The sequence below is a fragment of the uncultured Microbulbifer sp. genome, from assembly GCF_947489355.1.
In the GTDB taxonomy this organism is placed as follows: domain Bacteria; phylum Pseudomonadota; class Gammaproteobacteria; order Pseudomonadales; family Cellvibrionaceae; genus Microbulbifer.
Window position 1 is genome coordinate 1 of sequence record NZ_CANLDD010000066.1, and the last position, 16,991, is coordinate 16,991.

21 protein-coding genes are annotated in these 16,991 nt (G+C 51.2%); 5 read left to right on the top strand and 16 right to left on the bottom strand.

The genetic code is table 11. From position 1 onward, the window contains the following. Positions 1-93: 93 nt before the first annotated feature. Positions 94-327, bottom strand: coding sequence for a DUF5062 family protein (locus Q1A48_RS18435; RefSeq protein ID WP_299947852.1), 234 nt, complete (start codon positions 325-327; stop codon positions 94-96). Positions 328-844: 517 nt separating this feature from the next. Here Q1A48_RS18435 and Q1A48_RS18440 point away from each other — a divergent pair. Next, entirely contained in the window at positions 845-1,231 is a 387-nt protein-coding gene (locus Q1A48_RS18440; protein WP_299947854.1) for a hypothetical protein, read from the top strand. 142 nt (positions 1,232-1,373) lie between these two features. Here the strand turns inward: Q1A48_RS18440 and Q1A48_RS18445 are convergent, their stop codons facing one another. From Q1A48_RS18445 to Q1A48_RS18470, 6 genes are all read right to left on the bottom strand, one after another. After that, a complete protein-coding gene (locus tag Q1A48_RS18445) occupies positions 1,374-1,808 on the bottom strand; it encodes a hypothetical protein (RefSeq protein ID WP_299947856.1) in 435 nt (144 codons plus the stop codon). 102 nt (positions 1,809-1,910) lie between these two features. Continuing rightward, positions 1,911-2,153 carry a hypothetical protein gene (locus Q1A48_RS18450; protein ID WP_299947858.1) on the bottom strand — a complete coding sequence of 81 codons (243 nt, stop codon included), beginning with the start codon at positions 2,151-2,153 and terminating at the stop codon, positions 1,911-1,913. A 620-nt stretch (positions 2,154-2,773) separates the two neighbouring features. Next, positions 2,774-3,019: a hypothetical protein gene (locus Q1A48_RS18455; RefSeq protein ID WP_299947860.1), complete on the bottom strand. Its 246-nt coding sequence runs from the start codon at positions 3,017-3,019 to the stop codon at positions 2,774-2,776. Between the two features lie 801 nt (positions 3,020-3,820). Next, positions 3,821-4,684 (bottom strand): PhzF family phenazine biosynthesis protein, encoded by an 864-nt coding sequence (locus Q1A48_RS18460; protein WP_299947862.1) that lies wholly within the window; start codon positions 4,682-4,684, stop codon positions 3,821-3,823. 57 nt (positions 4,685-4,741) lie between these two features. After that, positions 4,742-5,083: a MerR family transcriptional regulator gene (locus Q1A48_RS18465; protein ID WP_299947864.1), complete on the bottom strand. Its 342-nt coding sequence runs from the start codon at positions 5,081-5,083 to the stop codon at positions 4,742-4,744. 372 nt (positions 5,084-5,455) lie between these two features. Further along, complete coding sequence (locus Q1A48_RS18470) at positions 5,456-6,046, bottom strand: GNAT family N-acetyltransferase (protein ID WP_299947866.1); 591 nt, start codon at positions 6,044-6,046, stop codon at positions 5,456-5,458. Positions 6,047-6,252: 206 nt separating this feature from the next. Between Q1A48_RS18470 and Q1A48_RS18475 the strand changes: the two genes are divergently transcribed. Next, positions 6,253-6,528, top strand: a complete 276-nt coding sequence (locus tag Q1A48_RS18475; protein WP_299947868.1) for a hypothetical protein — start codon at positions 6,253-6,255, stop codon at positions 6,526-6,528. 159 nt (positions 6,529-6,687) lie between these two features. After that, the gene (locus Q1A48_RS18480; RefSeq protein WP_299947870.1) at positions 6,688-7,650 is read left to right on the top strand and encodes an AraC family transcriptional regulator; all 963 of its coding nucleotides are present in this window, start codon (positions 6,688-6,690) and stop codon (positions 7,648-7,650) included. Here Q1A48_RS18480 and Q1A48_RS18485 read toward each other — a convergent pair. The 5 genes from Q1A48_RS18485 to Q1A48_RS18505 all read right to left on the bottom strand — a co-directional run bounded on the left by Q1A48_RS18485 (position 7,647) and on the right by Q1A48_RS18505 (position 11,030). Then, positions 7,647-7,931 carry a high-potential iron-sulfur protein gene (locus Q1A48_RS18485; RefSeq protein WP_299947871.1) on the bottom strand — a complete coding sequence of 95 codons (285 nt, stop codon included), beginning with the start codon at positions 7,929-7,931 and terminating at the stop codon, positions 7,647-7,649. The genes Q1A48_RS18480 and Q1A48_RS18485 overlap by 4 nt on opposite strands. Positions 7,932-8,001: 70 nt before the next feature. Continuing rightward, positions 8,002-8,325: a hypothetical protein gene (locus Q1A48_RS18490; RefSeq protein ID WP_299947873.1), complete on the bottom strand. Its 324-nt coding sequence runs from the start codon at positions 8,323-8,325 to the stop codon at positions 8,002-8,004. Positions 8,326-8,526: 201 nt separating this feature from the next. Further along, positions 8,527-9,972, bottom strand: coding sequence for a coniferyl aldehyde dehydrogenase (locus tag Q1A48_RS18495; protein WP_299947875.1), 1,446 nt, complete (start codon positions 9,970-9,972; stop codon positions 8,527-8,529). Between the two features lie 224 nt (positions 9,973-10,196). After that, positions 10,197-10,475, bottom strand: coding sequence for a PepSY domain-containing protein (locus tag Q1A48_RS18500; protein ID WP_299947877.1), 279 nt, complete (start codon positions 10,473-10,475; stop codon positions 10,197-10,199). Between the two features lie 123 nt (positions 10,476-10,598). Beyond that, a complete protein-coding gene (locus Q1A48_RS18505) occupies positions 10,599-11,030 on the bottom strand; it encodes a hypothetical protein (protein WP_299947879.1) in 432 nt (143 codons plus the stop codon). 151 nt (positions 11,031-11,181) lie between these two features. On the opposite strand from Q1A48_RS18505, the gene Q1A48_RS18510 reads away from it, so the two are divergent. Together Q1A48_RS18510 and Q1A48_RS18515 are read left to right on the top strand one after the other, a co-directional pair. Continuing rightward, positions 11,182-12,213: a Fe(3+) ABC transporter substrate-binding protein gene (locus Q1A48_RS18510; RefSeq protein ID WP_299947881.1), complete on the top strand. Its 1,032-nt coding sequence runs from the start codon at positions 11,182-11,184 to the stop codon at positions 12,211-12,213. Between the two features lie 67 nt (positions 12,214-12,280). Then, on the top strand, positions 12,281-13,978 hold the full coding sequence (locus Q1A48_RS18515; RefSeq protein ID WP_299947883.1) for an iron ABC transporter permease: 1,698 nt from the start codon (positions 12,281-12,283) through the stop codon (positions 13,976-13,978). Positions 13,979-14,211: 233 nt separating this feature from the next. On the opposite strand, the gene arsB is transcribed toward Q1A48_RS18515, so the two are convergent. From arsB to Q1A48_RS18535, 4 genes are read right to left on the bottom strand one after another with little or no spacing between them, the layout of a single operon-like run. Continuing rightward, positions 14,212-15,315 (bottom strand): ACR3 family arsenite efflux transporter, encoded by a 1,104-nt coding sequence (arsB, locus tag Q1A48_RS18520; protein ID WP_299947891.1) that lies wholly within the window; start codon positions 15,313-15,315, stop codon positions 14,212-14,214. 20 nt (positions 15,316-15,335) lie between these two features. Then, complete coding sequence (locus Q1A48_RS18525) at positions 15,336-15,746, bottom strand: arsenate reductase ArsC (RefSeq protein WP_299947885.1); 411 nt, start codon at positions 15,744-15,746, stop codon at positions 15,336-15,338. A gap of 13 nt (positions 15,747-15,759) precedes the next feature. Continuing rightward, positions 15,760-16,215 carry a glyoxalase/bleomycin resistance/dioxygenase family protein gene (locus tag Q1A48_RS18530; protein WP_299947887.1) on the bottom strand — a complete coding sequence of 152 codons (456 nt, stop codon included), beginning with the start codon at positions 16,213-16,215 and terminating at the stop codon, positions 15,760-15,762. A gap of 11 nt (positions 16,216-16,226) precedes the next feature. Further along, positions 16,227-16,595, bottom strand: a complete 369-nt coding sequence (locus tag Q1A48_RS18535) for a metalloregulator ArsR/SmtB family transcription factor (protein ID WP_299947889.1) — start codon at positions 16,593-16,595, stop codon at positions 16,227-16,229. Between the last annotated feature and the right edge of the window lie 396 nt (positions 16,596-16,991).

The window sequence follows — 16,991 nt, forward strand, 5'->3', positions numbered from 1 at the left end:
TTTACTCATTGAACACCTCTGTCTCAGGCAGCGACTTTACCACCTAAATTGGTGTCCGGGATTAGTAGACCACTACAAAAAGTATTAAGGCGCTCATTGTTTTGATGCCCAAATTGCCAACCTATGCTTAATCGCCTTTTGTGAAATCTTATCTTTTTGAAGAGGCTGAATTACCTTGTCATGCACTAGGAGACGATAAATATATTCAAGTTTTTCGTTAGTTGAATCGGTTGCTTCAAACTCAACAACTCCTCGCTTAGTGCCGTATGCGGTTCCGAGAACTAGAGCTTTCTTTACTAGCTCCTTTTCGTTTTTGAGTTTCTTCATTTTTATATCTCAAAAGGTTCGTCGGTCTTACTTACCCAATGCCTGCACTTGTGTACGCTCAGCATGGGTATGAACTAATGAGGTGAAAGTCCTCTGTAGGAGAGCCTGCTCACCGGGTTGCCGGTGATCATAACTACTAGCCGATGGCAAGGGCAACCCCAGGAGGGGTTGTCTGGAGGAAGCCCGAGCGCATACCTGCGAGCCGACGAACTGAAGTCGCATATAAAGCCCAGCTCCGGGGACGAATTGAATCAAGTTAGCACAAGATAACGAAGTCCACAGGTTCGAGGAGTAGGGACAATACGGCGGTTGTGCAAGGACAGTTCATGTTTTTATCTGGGGAGATCTGCGCTACAGGCCGGGGGCGACCCCGGCGCCACGAGGGGGGATCCGCGCGGTGATAGTGCAGAAGTCAGCAGAGGGGATAGTACCTGGAACCGGCAGGGAGCCGGAGAGGGGGAAGGCCCGAACATTAACCAAAGAGTGAGACATCACTACCTTATGAGGGTATCCGGTTGTGACAAACGACGTTCAATCCCATAGCGGCAGTGATTTGTTCCCAGCTTTGGAGAGTAACCTGAATGCGCAGATACACGACCGCGTGATCCAGCAGGCGATCAGCCAGGTGCTGACGCCGATTCTGGACCCGCCAACCACAGCTATGGCTTCAGGCCCGGCAGGCGTGTCCATGACGCGGTCAGCCGTATCCAACACTGCATCAGGCAGTGGCCAGACCCTGAAAGCGTATCTGCAATCTCATCAAACTGGGCGTACCGGAGCACCGGGCCATATCGCTCGGAATGAGTTCCAAGGGGCCGTACCGGCTGGCGAAGACGTTTGCAGTGCATCGAGGAATCAGCAATCAGTTCCTTGGGAATCCAGGGCTTGTTTCGGTAAGGGATAACTGGGTGAAATTTCACTATCCAAATGGATAGTTTTAATGAACCGCCGTATGCGGACCCGCATGTATGGTGGTGTGGGTAGTGCGGGCTGAAAACCCCCTCTTTTCAAGGGGATGTGTCAGATTTGGTCTGAACTAATATAGATTAGTGGTTTTTGACTATTAGCTCGCACTTGTATCCACCATCCTCACTTTCTAAGTTTTGGCTTACATAAAGCGTATAATTTCCAGATTTAGAAAAAACTTCCTCATTATCCCGGCGATATCCTCTTGTTGACGGTGTAATTTCAAAAGATTTGGCAGATTCAAACTCTTTAGGTGTCATCAAGGAAATCATCCCCAATGGCGGCGAGCTAACAACCATGAATAGCCATAAATTTTCATCATGCCTATATACGGCAAGTTCTTTACCGTGCCATTTGCCCAGCTTAACCTGAAGAGTATCGCTAGGTTTAAACTCGCTAGGATGACAAGAAACCACTTTGTCCGATTGAATCCAGATAGTTTCTGGCACCTCCGGCTCATCAGCAGAAACAGTTAAACTTATCATTACAACAATAAATGTGAGAGTTCGATTCATATTGACCACTAACGCCTGCAGCAACGGCCGCAATGTAGCTGCGAAGCAGCGGAATGAAGGTCCAGCCCCGTAGGGGCGATGTTGCCTGCACTTGTTATAAATTTACTGTGCACTACGAATTTTCTGAAGTTTTTTGCACTGCTCTGACACACAGTATTCAAGCTGCCAAGTTTTGTCTTCGATCATTTCCTGAACCAGCTCGATGGAACCATCGATGTCGTTATCCCTTAGGCGCGATGCTAGCCCCCTTAACTGCTTAATATCGTATGCAGCATTTGAGCTAAGTGTATCTTCGATAATAGCTGTAGCGGCAACGTCGGAGTGTTCGTTTAAAGCAGTTGCCAATAAGTACCAACCATACATCCCCAATATTAAGAGAGCTACGATTGATAATACGTATTTTAGATATCGCATATTTCTGATTTTTTATAACATTTGTATACTGATCACCATGATCAGTATTTCCTTGATCAGTATTTCTGGATTATTTTCACACCAAACTATTAAAAAATTACTTTAAATCAATCTGATACGATAATTTAGTTCTGTCGAACCACCTGGAATAATGATCACTACGACCAGTATCCCAAAAACCACCATTGAATGTAACCCCTTGTATTTATTAGTTTTTAAGGGGAATAAGCCTTCACTGTGAAAATAACGGTCACGATGATCGAAATGCCGGCTCGTATTTGGTCATATTGCCTGTAAAACTGCACCACCACCCAGATGTACGTATCGCCAGGGTGTTCTCCTTCTCGCCCGTTGACACGCCTTTCCGGTACAGCCACGGCAGCGCCGCCTGCAGTGATCAAGCCTTGCGCATCTACGCCGGCACCAATGCGGAGCAGAAGAGTACAGGCTTGCCGTCTTGACTGTGCTTACCTTCCCAGGAAGCGCACGAGAAGGTAAGCGTTTGCCGTGCTGCTTGGGGCTGCTACGGCTTTCGAGGTACCCGCTCAGCGCTATGTCTTTTTATTGGGTCGCTGCTTGAATGGCCTGAGGGTGGCTGGGGGCTGATCGGTTGGGTCCTCCTCCAGCGCCCAGGCTTCTTCCAGCAGTTGCAGTAAACGCACGGCCCGCATCACCCGGTTACCCTTGCCGGGCGCAATGTGCAGGTCCACAACCTTATCTCTGATGGCGACCGGCGTGATGATAAAATACCCACCCAGGTGCAACGGCTGAAACAATCGACAGGGTAATATAGGCATCTTTATAGGCTCCTTGAGTCACCTGTGGCGGAAAGGTGCAGGAAAAGCACATCGCTTTGCGTGGTTTCTCTCGCCGCAGGTGCGATCCTTGTGGGGAAAAGAAAAGGGAAAATTGCAGAAAGGGTGCGCAGCCAGACAGGCGGTGCGCGGCTGAAGTAAAAGACTACACCAATCATCACGCAACGCCACAGCACACTCCGCCGCCAGGGGCGAAAGTGACTCGAAAAGCTCGTCTTCAGGGAGACGTTGATTGAAGACGAACGAGTGTATGGCGTATCATTCAAGACAGCCTCGCTAGATACCAAGTTATCTATTGGGGTTAGCCTCTCCTCGGTGTGCTCGCACCGGGGGGGGCGTTTTTCTCTCATTTACGCGGTCATGATGCGGTCCTTCTTTGTATGATTATTTTACGTGTGGATTTCCCGCGAGCGCTCACGTTACAGGGCGCTTCGTGGGCTGAATACTGGTCGTTGCGCTGTTTTTTATCTGTTTTTTCTTTGCTTGCGCCAGTTAAGCGAATGGGCGCTAGGATAGCAAACCTACCCTAATCGCTTTTTGCAAAGAAAGTCAATCAAGTTGAAGCTTTAGGCGACGCTGAGTTTAGTTCCTCTCCGGCTGGTGAAGACATTTGCTGTGTACCAGGGGATCAGCCATCCGTGCCCTGGGTCTCTGGGCTTGTTCGGCAAGGGGTATCTGGGTGAAATTTCCATCATCCGAGCAGCCTGTTTTAATGAATCGTGGTACGCGGGCTCTTTTGTTCGTAAGTGGGGGAGGGCGGGCTGGCAACCCGCCCTTACCTGGTTAAATCTCAATTTCCAAATATCTAGAGGGCTTTCCGATCCCTCCGGCTTTTAATCTTCGTATCTTTTGACCTTCCCGATATAAGACGACCTCTATACAACTTGGAGAACTGGGCTGCATTGTATGTCCTTGCTCGATATGGAATTTTTCTTTATCTAAATTCATAAAGTCGTGGAAAAAGCAAGCCAGAGGCCCAGCGGCCATTCCTGTTGCTGCTTCCTCTTCAATGCCATAACGTGGGGCAAACATGCGGGTACTGGCATCCCGCTCTGTATTATTGGTTTCAAGGGTGTATATATAAAATCCAATCAGGTCATATTTCTCTGAGATAGATTCAATTCTTGTGTAGTCTGGGATTATTGTTTCCAGGTTCTTGATAGATTTAACGCCAAAAATGAGAAATGAGTTTCCTGTATTGACAATGACCGGGTCTGATATTATTTGCTTTTCAGTAATGCCCACAGAATTAAAAATATCGACTTTATCATGCTCTAAATACCTATATTGGGGCTCTGTTTGTTCCATGTATGCAAAATTACCGAACACCTCTATATCTCTGTCACCATCAATGGTTTCCTTAGATGTATTTCTTCCCTGAACCAAACCAAGCTGGGATAAAAGGCTGAATGCGGCTATAGTTGCATGCCCGCAATGCGCTATTTGCTTTTGTGGTGTATAAAAGTCCAGTTTAAAATCTGCTGTGTTTGATTGCGAGACAAAGGCGGTTTCAGAAAGGCCAACCTCCCTTGCTATACAAAGCTTCTGTTTGTCTGATAAATGATCTGCATCCAGGACAACTCCAGCAGGATTCCCTCCAGTATCGCCATCTACAAAAGCATCTACGATTGCTACGTTTACCTTCATTTTCACACTCCCTCTTTGCAAAAATAATAAGGTTAACTACCTAGACCATACTCTAAGTCAAGAGCTTTTGAAGTTTAGAATTTTATTTTTTGTTACATCGATGTAATGCGTGATGTTTTCTTGTTGAGTAAGTAACTTATCCAAATGCTCTTGCAGGAGGGCTATGCAAGCCAATTCATCCTCAGTGTAGAAGGCTTTTGTGTACTCTTTGATTTTGTTAAGAGACATGCCTGAAGTTTTCATGCAGGAAATCCAGTTTAATAGTTCAATGTCATTTTCTTTATATGCCCTATGCCCACTTTGATCCTTTTCAGGTTTTTTGATCAACCCCTGTTTCTCATAATACCTGATTGTGTGAATACCAAGGCCTGTTCTACTGCTTATAATTCCTATTTTCATTGTTTATATAATAGTGACTCAAAGTTTTATGCCGTAGGAGATGGCGTCTTTTGGTACGTTAAGCCTGTAGAACGGTTTTGCCTTGCTTTGTGATGACCCGACTTCACCAGAGAATATGGCAACTTTTTAACAAGTTGCTGTGGTTATTGGTTTCCCGCGAGCGCTCCCGTTACAGGGCGCTCCACGGGTTGTATGATGATCGTTGTGGTACTCATTATCTTTTTTGTACTTGAATCGGTATAGCGCCCAGTTACTGTGGCAGCAGACTTACCGTAATGCCTTTTTGAAAAGGATTCAATCAGGCTGAAGTTTTAGGCAACACAGAATTCAGTGCCTCCCAACTGGTGAAGCTGTTTGCCGCGCATCTGGGCATCAGCCCTCCGTGCCCTGGATATCCAGGGCTTGTGTTGGTACCGGTATCTTGTAAATGACTTCATCCAGTGTGCGACCAGAGGCCGTAGTGACTATGGCTTCTTTGAAAATCCTTCCACCAAGAGACTCAGGGATTTTGCGACTGGGTATATTGGATCGATCAGCCGGATAAATTGCATACTCAAATACAATGTTTTCCAGCGCCCAGCGAAAAAGGCTGGAAACTGCGAGCCGGCCATACCCATTGCCATGGGCTGACTTTTTTACCCAAACCCCCAGTTCCGGTGTGCAACCATGCCCTCTAGCGTGTAGCCCAACACAACCCATAAACGTCTCTTGAGTTGAAGTAATGGCTAACACAAGCTCCTGTTGATTGTTCATTCCCTCAGTGGAGCGCGCAATAAAGTCATGGATTTCTGAAATGCTTTTTGCCGGGCTGGGAATCATATAGCGAGTTATTTCTTCCGTGAATTCACGAAAAATCGCCTCAGCAAACTTCTCGGAGACAGAAACCAACTGAACTGTATCCCCGGGAATCAATAGGTTCTGGAGGTCTATATTTTGATTATTTTTAAACTGGAATTGCTTCATCAATATTCTCTGGAGGCTGCAAAGCCTTAACCTTTATCAAGTGATCAGCGCGGGCGCTATGATCCTGATTGCCACCCCGAAAGCCATTTTGCACCAGCGCTGCAAACTTTCCATTCCATCCGGATCATGACACAGACTTGGTTTACTGCTGTCAATCCGATCATCCGGCGCTGCAGCTTACCCGGTCAGTGGATTCCCCCACAATTATGGCAGGACAGCTTCGCTTGCATGCAGTGGGCGTGGCGCGCTTGCGTTCGGGGCGAGGGGCCGCCGATGCCGCTATGGAATCCGGGGTCTCGCTGATCCCCTACTCCAGCTGCGCCGGGTACCCTCTCCCCGATACATTGTGGCAGGGAGCGCGGGCAGGTGGTGGCATCCCCTCACGATTGATTGCCCACTTCTATTGTGCCTGTCGCTTTGAAAGCATCGTTCCGGCAACAGATAAGTTGAACTGTACATATAACGAGGTGTCGATCACATAGGGTCAAAACAGTAGTTGAACGTGATTGTGTGGTTTTGCAGATTACTGCAGAGTGATTGCCCAATCCTGCAGAGACCGGTCACGGTTGCCTAAAACTCCATATACTGGCCGCCTTCCGATTTGATGTTGCCCAGCTGTTTACGGGCGTAAAGGGGAATTTATGCGTACAGAACACAGGGTAAAAGCGGTATCTAACGGCAGAGACCTGGAATTGACACGCCAGAAGCTGGTCCAGACTCTGCTGGAGCAGGTTCCCGAGCAGGGGCTGACCGATACTGTCCTCGAAGGTCTGGCGCTGGTTCGCTGCAATGAACCTGTTACCTGCACTTTCTCGGTCTATACGCCATCGCTCAAATTCATTATCCAGGGCAATAAAATTCTTGAGCTTGGGGACAGGAAAATTGCCTATACGCCGTTGAGTTATGTAGCCACTTCGGTGCATCTACCCATACTGGGACGGGTGGAGAGGGCCTCTGCGGATACGCCATTTCTCGGCATCAAACTGGTGATCGATCCCCAGGAAGTGGCGGATCTGGTATTGGAGCTGGGGGATAAAGCCCCAATGGCAGGGGGCCAGGACTGCCCGGAGGTCAGTTGCGGGCTCTGTATGACGCAGATGGACCAGGGCATGCTGGAGGCGGTGAGTCGGCTGGTACAGCTGCTGGAAACGCCGGCAGATGCGCCAATACTGGCACCCCTGGTGCGACGGGAAATTCTTTATCGCGCCCTGATGGGTGAAATTGGGGCACGGATGCGCAAATTTGCGATGACAGATAGCCAGGCAAATCGCGTATCGCGGGTGATCGAGATGCTCAAAGGTCGGTTTTGTGAGCCGCTACGGATCAGTGAGCTTGCGGAGCGGGCCAATATGAGCGAGTCCTCCCTGTATCACAGTTTTAAACAGATCACGCGCATGTCGCCTTTGCAATTTCAGAAGAAGCTGCGCCTGCACGAGGCGCGCCGCCTGATGCTCACGGAGGGATTGGAGGCAGCTTCCGCCAGCTACCGTGTCGGCTACGAGAGTCCGTCGCATTTCAGCCGTGAATACAGCCGCATGTTCGGTTTGCCGCCGCGCGCAGACGTCAGTAAATTACGTGGTGAACAGCGGGGCGTGCCAGCTTAGCCTTGTGTGGCGCCACCCTGTTTGAGCACAAACAGGCTGCACCAGCCCTCTGGACTGATATCCCCTTCCACCACAATACAGGCATTGGGCGGCTGAAATAGCTGGCAGTCTACGCACTTCTGGCCGTTATTTGGCGTGTCCTGGTAATTGACCGCCGCCTTCTTTGCCTTGATTTGTGCACTTGCCCGGTCTGTTGCGATTAATGCGACTGGCAGTATTGCCAGAGAACAGCCGGTCAGCTTGAGAAATCGTCTGCGCGAACTATCGTGCTGCTTGTTCATTGGGGCAGGATCCATAGGGTATGGAAAAAGTCTTCTGCCCTTCAGAGTAGCCGGGCTGGCGAGATTTGCTTCAATTGGAAATGCTTCGCATTTCTTCCGGCCGATCGGCAATAATCCTTCCGTTGTCGGGGTCCACTTCAAGGGCTCTCAGCTTTCCGTGATAAACGGCCTGCATCTTCCAGCGCCCGCCCACAAACCGCACGCGGGTCACTGGGCGAAAACCGAGGTAGTGCAGTTTGGCTATGATCGCGGGGAGCGCCAGTGCTATCACGGAAGGCTCGGCTCCGTACAAATCGGGGCTGTCATAGATGGGGGCTGGTTTTCCGGGATTCAGCCCCGGGGGGATGGGATTTGTCAGGTTACTGATGAGCAGGATGGTTGCGATAAAACCCATGTGCGGCTCCACAGGATGCATCCGGCAGCGAGCCAGGTTGCCGGTGCATTAAACCGGGCACTATCACCAGTGTGGGCGGGGAGTGATCACAGTGCCAGTTATTCCCTTGCCGATCTCTTTTCACAATGCCGGTTTTGGCGAATGCATTCGCGCAGTCCCGGCGTCACGAGAAGCCCGGCAATCCCTTTGCCGGGCGGGTGCCTAACGGGTCATTTTAAGCATCAGGCGCAAGAGAGCATCGGAGCGCTTTCCGTAGGGGGGCTGCAGGAATTTCAACAGGTTGACCGGGCCTTGGCGGTATACCGGTCGCAGTTTGGAGAAGGTCAGGAACCCCTCGTAGCCGTGATAGTGCCCCATACCACTTTCGCCCACACCGCCAAAAGGAATATCGTGCTGGCCAACGTGTAACACACAGTTATTGACCGATACGCCTCCGGACATGGTTTTCTCGATATACAAATCCTGCAGGTTTTTATCCTGGGTATAGGGGTAGATGGCCAATGGACGGGGGCGCTCATTGATATAGCTGATGACCTCCTCCGGGTGGGAATAGGTAATGATCGGCAGGAGCGGGCCGAAGATTTCCCGCTGCATGATGAGCATATCACTGTGGACATCCACCAGAAGATGCGGGGGAAACTTACGCAGGTTACTATCGCGGCCCAATTGGCCTGCGCTCAGGTCGAAAACTTTTGCCCCCTTGTCCGTGGCATCGTCCAGAGTTTTCCACAGGCGTTGATGGGACGGCGCATCAATAATGGAGGTGTAGTCGGGGCTTTGCCAGTCCGGAAAGCGTTTACTGGCCAGGCGCTGGGCATGTTCAATAAAGGATTCCAGCTTGTTCTCCGGCAGGAACAGGTAGTCTACGGTGAGACAAATTTGCCCTGCATTCATCAATTTCCAATAAATCAGGCGTTCTGCCGCCTTTTCAATGGGATAGTCGGGCGCGATGATCGCAGGGGATTTACCACCAAGCTCCAGGGTGACCGGGGTGAGGTTTTCCGCCGCTGAGCGCATAACGGCGCGGCCGGTGGCACTGGAACCGGTAAAAATCAGATGATCGAACTTAAGGCTGGAAAACAGCGGGCCAATGTCGCCACTATCGGCAATAAAGGCGAGCTTGTTCTGGGGAAAATACTGGCTACTGACCGCTTTTAGCAGTTCAGCCAGGCGGCCTGAGTTGGTGGACATCTTCACCATCGCCCGGTTGCCCGCCGCGAAAATATTGGTCAAGGGGGAGAAGCTCAGGTTTGCCGGGAAGTTCCAGGGCACGATCACACCCACCACACCCAGCGGTTGGGGGATGACCGTATTTTTTGACAGGGGGTAGGCTTTGAAGTCGGTATGGCGCCGGCGGGGTTTCATCCATTTTTTCAGGCTGCCGATGGCCTCCTTAATGCCCGCGAGCGCAGGATAGATTTCAAACAGCAGTGTCTCTTCACGGGAGCGATTGCCGTAATCGGAGCAGATGGCTTCAATAATGGGCTCCTGCTGCTCGCGTAACATACGCGCCAGCGCCTTCAAGTCTTTTATCCGCTGGGGGTAGTCGGGTACTGGGTCGGCGTTATAGGCTCGGCGCTGCTGATCGAGCTGGTTCTGGAGTAGCGTTGTATCCGCTGTCTGACGAGTGAGGGTCTGGGTGGTCATCTTGTTATCCTTGGGCGTTAACCGTTACCCAGAGTAAACGAATTTTTCGCCAAGAGATTGACGAAACGTGTCACTGAGCAGGCCACTTGCGCACTTTTACGCTTGTTCCAACGATTACTTGGGATAGGTCGCCCGGTTTCGGGACCGGGCACAAGAGACGATCACCTTACCAGTTTGTGATAGGCAGTGGTAGCAACCGACAGGGTGGGACTGTCTGCGTGCGTTCAATCGTCACTATCACCTTCCTGGGGCTTGTCGGAAAGAATTTCCGCGGAGTTTGGGTCCACCGATAACCAATGCTTTTCGTCGCCCTTGTAAGCCCCTATCTGCCAGCGGCCATGCTCCAGGTCCACTTCGACAATGGGGGTATAGCCTCGCTGTTCGAGTTTGGTCAGTATCGTGGACAGCGCCATGGCGCCGGGGGGCGGTTTCTTGTTGGCAATGGCCGGGTGTAGGGCCGTGGCGGCGACTGCGGCCAGCATCAGCTTGTTAAGGGCCTTCATGATCACAATTCCTCACTGTATCAACAGGCGATGCTTGTTTTCCCGATGGTTAAACAGTGCTCATGAACGGATTGGTCTGCACCGGCCTAAAGCTGGCGCCGGCATGTACTGCCTAGCCTGGACCTAAGGCGTTTGCGACCCGTTTGGGAGCAGGCGCTTTTGGATCGCCTCACACCACGCAGTGCTGCCGGAAATCGTTCCGTTCAGGTTTCCGCCTGTCAGTCTTGTCACTGCATCGAACCACTCGCTGCTGCCCACAGGGGGCAGACCGGTTGGATAGAGTTTAGCCAGGTCACCATTTTGCCTGGTAACTAGCTGCGCTTGTACCCAGGCGAACCACTCGGGGGTGCAGATGCTGGCACTGCCATTGCCCGATGCAGAGCCGTTGGAGCGGTCGATTTCTGCCATCGGTGCAATGGGGTGTTTCATCTCATCGGTGGCTGTCTCACTGGCGGCGGGTGCCGCCACCGGCTCTGGGGAACTGCGAGTATCGCTTTGACGACCACAACCACAAAGGGCAAGCATCACAGCGATTAAGGGGACCAAGCGGGGCATGCTACCTCTGTAAATGACCGGCTCGAAATTAAGCATAGGTGGGTTTTTGCGACTTCGCGCGATGGGCGATTGATGGGAAGCTTTTGGTTGACATTGTTGTCGCCTTTAATGAGAATACTTCTCAATTAAATCTGATATTAATGGAAGCGCCATGTTTTTCAGAGTTCTGTTACAGAAATTGGTGGTCATCACTGGTCTGCTTGGCGCCATAGGCGCCAATGCCGCTGAGCAAGTGAATATCTACTCCTACCGCCAGCCCTTCCTGATCGAACCGATACTGGAAGAGTTCAGCAAGAAAACCGGTATTGAGACCCAGGTAGTCTACGCCAGCAAAGGGCTCAATGAGCGTTTGCAGAGGGAGGGGCGCAATAGCCCCGCGGATCTGGTGCTGACTTCCAATACCAGCAGCCTGATGGACCTGCTCAATAAGCAGTTGACTCAGCCGGTAAAGAGCGCGGTGTTGGAGCAAAATATCCCGGCGCAATTTCGCGATGCGGTGGGCAACTGGTTTGGCCTCACCACCCGCGCGCGCCTGATTTACGCCTCAAAGGACCGGGTCAAACCCGGCGAGATTACCCGCTACGAAGCGTTGGTGGAACCCAGGTGGAAAGGTCGTATCTGTACCCGCAGCGGTAAGCACCCCTATACCCTGTCCCTGATTGCTTCCATGATTGCCCACCACGGCGAGGCGGAAACCAAAGCATGGCTCAAGGGGGTTAAGGCCAACCTGGCGCGCAAGCCCCAGGGCAATGACCGGACCCAGGTGAAGGCCATCAGTGAAGGTGTTTGTGACCTGTCTCTGGGCAACAGCTACTACTTCGGAAAAATGATTACCAACCAGGAGCAGCCCGAACAAGTCGAGTGGGCCAAGTCCGTCAATCTGGTGTTCCCGAACCAGGCCGACCGCGGTACCCACATGTTTATTTCCGGTGCGGCACTGACCAAGCACGCACCCAACCGCGACAATGCCATCAAACTGTTGGAATTTCTCAGCGGTGCCGAAGCCCAGTACGTTTACGCCGAGAAGAACTTTGAGTTCCCGGTGCGCCCCGAAACGCCACGATCCGAGCTGATCAACAGGTATATGGGAGAGTTCAAGGAGGACAACCTGAGCCTGACCGAAATCGGGGCTAATGTCCCGGCAGCATCGCGACTGGTAGACGAGGTGGGCTTCGACTTCTAAAGTGTACTCCTTTTACTGACTGGCAAAACGCGGTCCCGCCGAGAGGTATGGACCGCGTTTTTTTACGATGACTGTTACACCCTTAGCCTCCCGTGCAAATTTATCCGGCTTTCGCTGGTTTTTCCTTGTTGCCACTATTGCCATAGTGGTTGCGCTGCCGGTGCTGTCCATTTTCTGGCTGGCCCTGTTCCCCGAGGAAAACATCTGGCCACATCTGCTAGACACCGTGTTGTTGCACTATGTATCCGCAACCCTGATCCTGGCTTTTGGGGTGGCTGCGCTCACATTGGTGGCGGGGGTGGGCAGTGCCTGGCTGGTGTCCATGTGCCGGTTTCCCGGGCGGGTTTTTTTTGAGTGGGCACTGCTGTTGCCTTTTGCCGTGCCCGCCTATGTGATTGCCTATGTATATACCGATCTGCTGGAGTACGCCGGGCCGGTACAAAAGGCCCTGCGCGGCTGGTTTGGCTGGCAGACGGCGAGGGATTACTGGTTCCCGGAGATCCGCAGTATGGGCGGTGCCATCGCCATGTTGTCGCTGGTGTTTTACCCCTATGTGTATATGCTGGCGCGCGCCGCGTTTCTCGAGCAGTGTGGCAGTATTCGCGCCGCCAGCCGCTCCCTGGGGTGTTCGCCCTGGCAAAGTTTCCTGAGAGTCTCCCTGCCCATGGCGCGCCCGGCCATTGCGGTGGGTTTGTCCCTGGTATTGATGGAAACCCTGAACGATTTCGGCACCGTGGAATTTTTTGCGGTGCGTACCCTCAGCGTTGGTATTTATGATACCTGGCTGAGCCGCGGCAATCTGGGCGGGGCGGCACAGATCGCCTGCAGCACCCTGCTGTTTGTGATTTTATTGATTGCGCTGGAGCGTATCGGGCGCGCGCGTCAGCGGCACTTTGTGCAAGCGCCAATAGCCAACCGCGACCGCTACAGGCTGGGTGGTTGGCGCAGCCTGGCTGCGGTGCTTTTTTGCGGGTTTCTGTTGATGGGTGGTTTCGTGGTGCCGCTGCTGGTACTGGCAGGCTATGCCCTGGGGAATTTCTCCAGTTACTGGAGCGATGACTTTATTGAGATAGCCCGCAACAGCCTGTTGTTGTCTGCCGGTGCCGCGTTGCTGTCGGTGTTGCTGGGCCTTTTACTGGCTTATGGCAAGCGCTTGCAGCCGCGCAGGCCGGTTCAATTTTTGGTGGGTTTTTCCAAGCTGGGCTATGCCTTGCCGGGGGCCGTGATGGCGATTGGGGTTTTGATTCCCCTGGCCGCTTTCGATAACGCAGTGGATGCACTGCTGCGGGAGCATTTCGGTATTTCCGTGGGGCTCCTGCTCAGTGGCAGTGTCTTTGCCATTATTTTTGCCTATACGGTGCGCTTTTTGGCGGTTTCCACCGGGGCGATTGAAACCAGTCTGGAGAAAGTGACCCCCTCGATGGACCGGGCCGCCCGCGCGCTGGGGCGCAACCGTTGGCAAACCCTGTGGGCGGTACATCTCCCCCTGGTGCGCGCCGGATTGCTGACTGGTGGGTTGGTGGTGTTTGTGGATTGTATGAAGGAGTTGCCGGCAACCCTGCTGCTGCGTCCGTTTGGTTTTGATACGCTCGCCACCTACGTGTACCAGTTTGCCGCCGACGAGATGCTGGAGCGCTCGGCACTGGGCGCCCTGCTGATTGTGCTGGTGGGTTTGATCCCGGTTATTTTGCTCAGCCGCGCTATCGGCTGGCGGCGGGGGGATAGCGGTGCCGAACTGATGGAGTCGGAGGCTCCGGCAATTTAGAACATAAGACAGGGCCTGTCACCGGCCTGCCGAGCGGATAAAGACGAGGGTGGTGAGGAGAAGCAGGACAAGAATTAGTATTTTCATGAATTACTACCGGGTCGGAAGGGAAGCATACCCTCCTCTCGGGACATGCTGTGAATACCTCCCTGTACGCTCGTAATCGGCATCCATGCCTCATACGGTCCCGAGATAAGGGTATTCTTCCCTTCCGCCTTGTTAGTAAAGATACCCTATTTTCTGCTTAGGCTGGTTGACACACTTTCCCTTATATCAATTTTCCGCACCGATCTGTCCGAAAAAATCGAGTCAACGCACTTCTCATCAAACCAATGGCGGGTGCGATTGACGAAAGCCACCAGTGTGAGCATAACAGGTACCTCTACCAAAACGCCCACAACCGTAGCCAGCGCTGCACCTGAGTGCAGGCCAAAAAGCGAGATAGCCACAGCTACAGCCAGCTCGAAGAAGTTTGAAGTGCCTATCATACAAGCGGGCGCAGCGATGTTGTGCGGCAGGTTCAATGCTTTAGCCGCTCCATAACTAAGCGCAAAGATTCCGTAAGTTTGTATCAACAGTGGAATAGCAATAAAGGCAATCGCCATGGGTTGTGCCAAGATGGCACCTGCTTGGAGCCCGAAAAGAAGTACTACAGTAGCGAGAAGACCGGCAACAGAGAGCGGTTTCAATTTGTGTACGAAATGGCTCAAGCGTGCGTGATTTAGTGGGGTGTCCAATAAATTGCGCGTTAAAATACCTGCCGTTAGTGGGATAACAACATACAGCAGAACCGATAATAGCAATGTCGTCCAGGGAACTGTAATATCGGTAACACCAAGAAGAAATCCTGCAATGGGTGCAAAGGCAAAAATCATAATGAAATCATTGACGGAAACCTGCACCAGGGTGTAGTTGGCATCTCCTTTGGTTAAATGACTCCAAACAAACACCATGGCGGTACAGGGAGCGACACCCAGTAAAATCATACCGGCGATATATTCAGTCGCAGTTTGGGGGTCTACAAAATCGACGAAAACAATACGAAAGAAAAACCAACCTAATGCCGCCATTGTAAAGGGCTTCACCAGCCAGTTAATGGTCAATGTCAAGAGTAGGCCCTTTGGCCTCTTCCCAACATCCTTAATCGAAAAAAAATCGACTTGAACCATCATTGGGTAAATCATCACCCAGATGAGCACTGCTACTACAAGATTAACATTGGCATATTCGATGGAGGCTATTGTCTGAAACGTATCCGGTGAGGTTGCTCCAAGACTGATTCCGATTAATATACACAAGGCAACCCATAAGGAAAGATAGCGTTCAAATAGACCCATTGGAGAGGGCGATTCGGCACTCACAACAACTCTCCTTCTATTTTGCCCTTGAGAAAAATGAAGGTTTTTGTAAACGCTGTATTGATTTCCTCCCTTGTGCCTTCTGTTTTGTCAGGGTCAGGCGTATTCCAATTCAGCTTTTTGTGCTTCCCAAAAAATATAGGGCAAGTTTTACTGTCATTCCGGTCGCAGACGGAAATTACCACATCGAAATGCATGTCCTGGAACTCGTCCCACGATTTGCTGCGGAGATTTTTTGTATTAATTCCATGCTCTTTTAAGATTTCTATAGATTTGGGATGCACGGTTCCAACAGGTTCACTGCCGGCACTTTTGGCAATGTACTTTTCTTCGGCAAGCGTATTGATGAGCGCTTCGGCGATGATCGAACGGCATGAATTTCCTGTGCAAAGCACTAGTACACTTTTCATAAACGGCAGCGGCCTATTGTTTTTGAGGGAGATTTGCAACCATCTGGTTGACCTTTGAGTCTTGGCTTACCGTAGGCCTTCTTTCCCGAAGACATGGGACCGGAGGATATTGAACGTCTTTCAACGTTTGGTGGGCTTGCGAGGCAATGCCGGCAGGGTCAATGACCCAAGACTTGTCTGAGTGGGCTTGGCAACAGAGGGTTTCACCTACATCGAAGAGTGACATATTTGCTTCTTTTAGCCGCTTTCTTATTAAGCCCAGTTCACGCTTTTCATCGACCTGAAATCCAAGGTGATCGACACCGTTTTTTGCGTGCGTTGAAGTTGCAAAGTGGATGCATGGGGCATCATGCATCCACTTTGCATAGCCGTGTTTAATTTTTACAGGTTTGGTACCAAAGTGAGCGCTATAGAATTTAATGCTGTTAACAAGATTTTTGACGCCAATGTGTCTATGTAGACGCTTCATAGCAAAACCTTTTATTTTGCTTGGGGCTCACAGCAATAACCAGCCAGTTCAATGATGGAACACCCTTTACGTTTGTCTTCACGGATGCTGGCAAAATCAAGGCTGCAGCAGTCTTTGACCATGAATCCGATCAAATCCCGAATTGCATCGTAATTAGCGGAATAGATCACGGATCTGCCTTCCTTGCGTGAGGAAATGAGCTTTGCGTTGGAAAGTTGGTTCAAATGAAAGGACATAGTGTTGTGTGGTGTACCCAGGTTTTCACTGAGTTTTCCGGCAGGCAGGCCATTTGGACCTGCCTGCACCAGCAGGCGGAACGCTCTCAGCCGGGTTTCCTGAGAAAGGGCATCGAATATGAGGATAGTGTCTTTTAAGTCCATATGTCCAGAATAATGGGCTTATATCAATATGTCAACAGAAATCGACATAACTGACAGAGTTGCGATAAAGATGGGAAAGTTGGCTAGTCCAAAAGCGGTTCACGATTAAAACCATCGGCTTTGCCGATGGATATTTACTTTTCAGGGAGTCAAAGAATCAGTGGGGTCAGATCAACTTTTGACGTCAATTACCTCCGAGCTGAAACTGATCTTTATTACACTCGGGCCACCCGTAAAAAGGGACTTTTGAATGGCCAGATTAACACGTCTCGGGAGGGTGGACAGGGTGGACAGGGTGGACAGGGTCGACCACTTGGCACGCCAGGACTTGATCACCACCGGATATTTGTCTCCCCACTTGGCCTCCAACTCGTCCAAGGCGTTCTCGGCAACATT

What these genes read in the sequence shown, in the direction of transcription:
- Q1A48_RS18435 (WP_299947852.1), bottom strand. Translation starts at nt 327, where the DNA reads ATGAAGAAACTCAAAAACGAAAAGGAGCTAGTAAAGAAAGCTCTAGTT.
- Q1A48_RS18445 (WP_299947856.1), bottom strand. Translation starts at nt 1,808, where the DNA reads ATGAATCGAACTCTCACATTTATTGTTGTAATGATAAGTTTAACTGTT.
- Q1A48_RS18455 (WP_299947860.1), bottom strand. Translation starts at nt 3,019, where the DNA reads ATGCCTATATTACCCTGTCGATTGTTTCAGCCGTTGCACCTGGGTGGG.
- Q1A48_RS18460 (WP_299947862.1), bottom strand. Translation starts at nt 4,684, where the DNA reads ATGAAGGTAAACGTAGCAATCGTAGATGCTTTTGTAGATGGCGATACT.
- Q1A48_RS18465 (WP_299947864.1), bottom strand. Translation starts at nt 5,083, where the DNA reads ATGAAAATAGGAATTATAAGCAGTAGAACAGGCCTTGGTATTCACACA.
- Q1A48_RS18470 (WP_299947866.1), bottom strand. Translation starts at nt 6,046, where the DNA reads ATGAAGCAATTCCAGTTTAAAAATAATCAAAATATAGACCTCCAGAAC.
- Q1A48_RS18475 (WP_299947868.1), top strand. Translation starts at nt 6,253, where the DNA reads ATGGCAGGACAGCTTCGCTTGCATGCAGTGGGCGTGGCGCGCTTGCGT.
- Q1A48_RS18480 (WP_299947870.1), top strand. Translation starts at nt 6,688, where the DNA reads ATGCGTACAGAACACAGGGTAAAAGCGGTATCTAACGGCAGAGACCTG.
- Q1A48_RS18485 (WP_299947871.1), bottom strand. Translation starts at nt 7,931, where the DNA reads ATGAACAAGCAGCACGATAGTTCGCGCAGACGATTTCTCAAGCTGACC.
- Q1A48_RS18490 (WP_299947873.1), bottom strand. Translation starts at nt 8,325, where the DNA reads ATGGGTTTTATCGCAACCATCCTGCTCATCAGTAACCTGACAAATCCC.
- Q1A48_RS18495 (WP_299947875.1), bottom strand. Translation starts at nt 9,972, where the DNA reads ATGACCACCCAGACCCTCACTCGTCAGACAGCGGATACAACGCTACTC.
- Q1A48_RS18500 (WP_299947877.1), bottom strand. Translation starts at nt 10,475, where the DNA reads ATGAAGGCCCTTAACAAGCTGATGCTGGCCGCAGTCGCCGCCACGGCC.
- Q1A48_RS18505 (WP_299947879.1), bottom strand. Translation starts at nt 11,030, where the DNA reads ATGCCCCGCTTGGTCCCCTTAATCGCTGTGATGCTTGCCCTTTGTGGT.
- Q1A48_RS18510 (WP_299947881.1), top strand. Translation starts at nt 11,182, where the DNA reads ATGTTTTTCAGAGTTCTGTTACAGAAATTGGTGGTCATCACTGGTCTG.
- Q1A48_RS18515 (WP_299947883.1), top strand. Translation starts at nt 12,281, where the DNA reads ATGACTGTTACACCCTTAGCCTCCCGTGCAAATTTATCCGGCTTTCGC.
- arsB (WP_299947891.1), bottom strand. Translation starts at nt 15,315, where the DNA reads ATGGGTCTATTTGAACGCTATCTTTCCTTATGGGTTGCCTTGTGTATA.
- Q1A48_RS18525 (WP_299947885.1), bottom strand. Translation starts at nt 15,746, where the DNA reads ATGAAAAGTGTACTAGTGCTTTGCACAGGAAATTCATGCCGTTCGATC.
- Q1A48_RS18530 (WP_299947887.1), bottom strand. Translation starts at nt 16,215, where the DNA reads ATGAAGCGTCTACATAGACACATTGGCGTCAAAAATCTTGTTAACAGC.
- Q1A48_RS18535 (WP_299947889.1), bottom strand. Translation starts at nt 16,595, where the DNA reads ATGGACTTAAAAGACACTATCCTCATATTCGATGCCCTTTCTCAGGAA.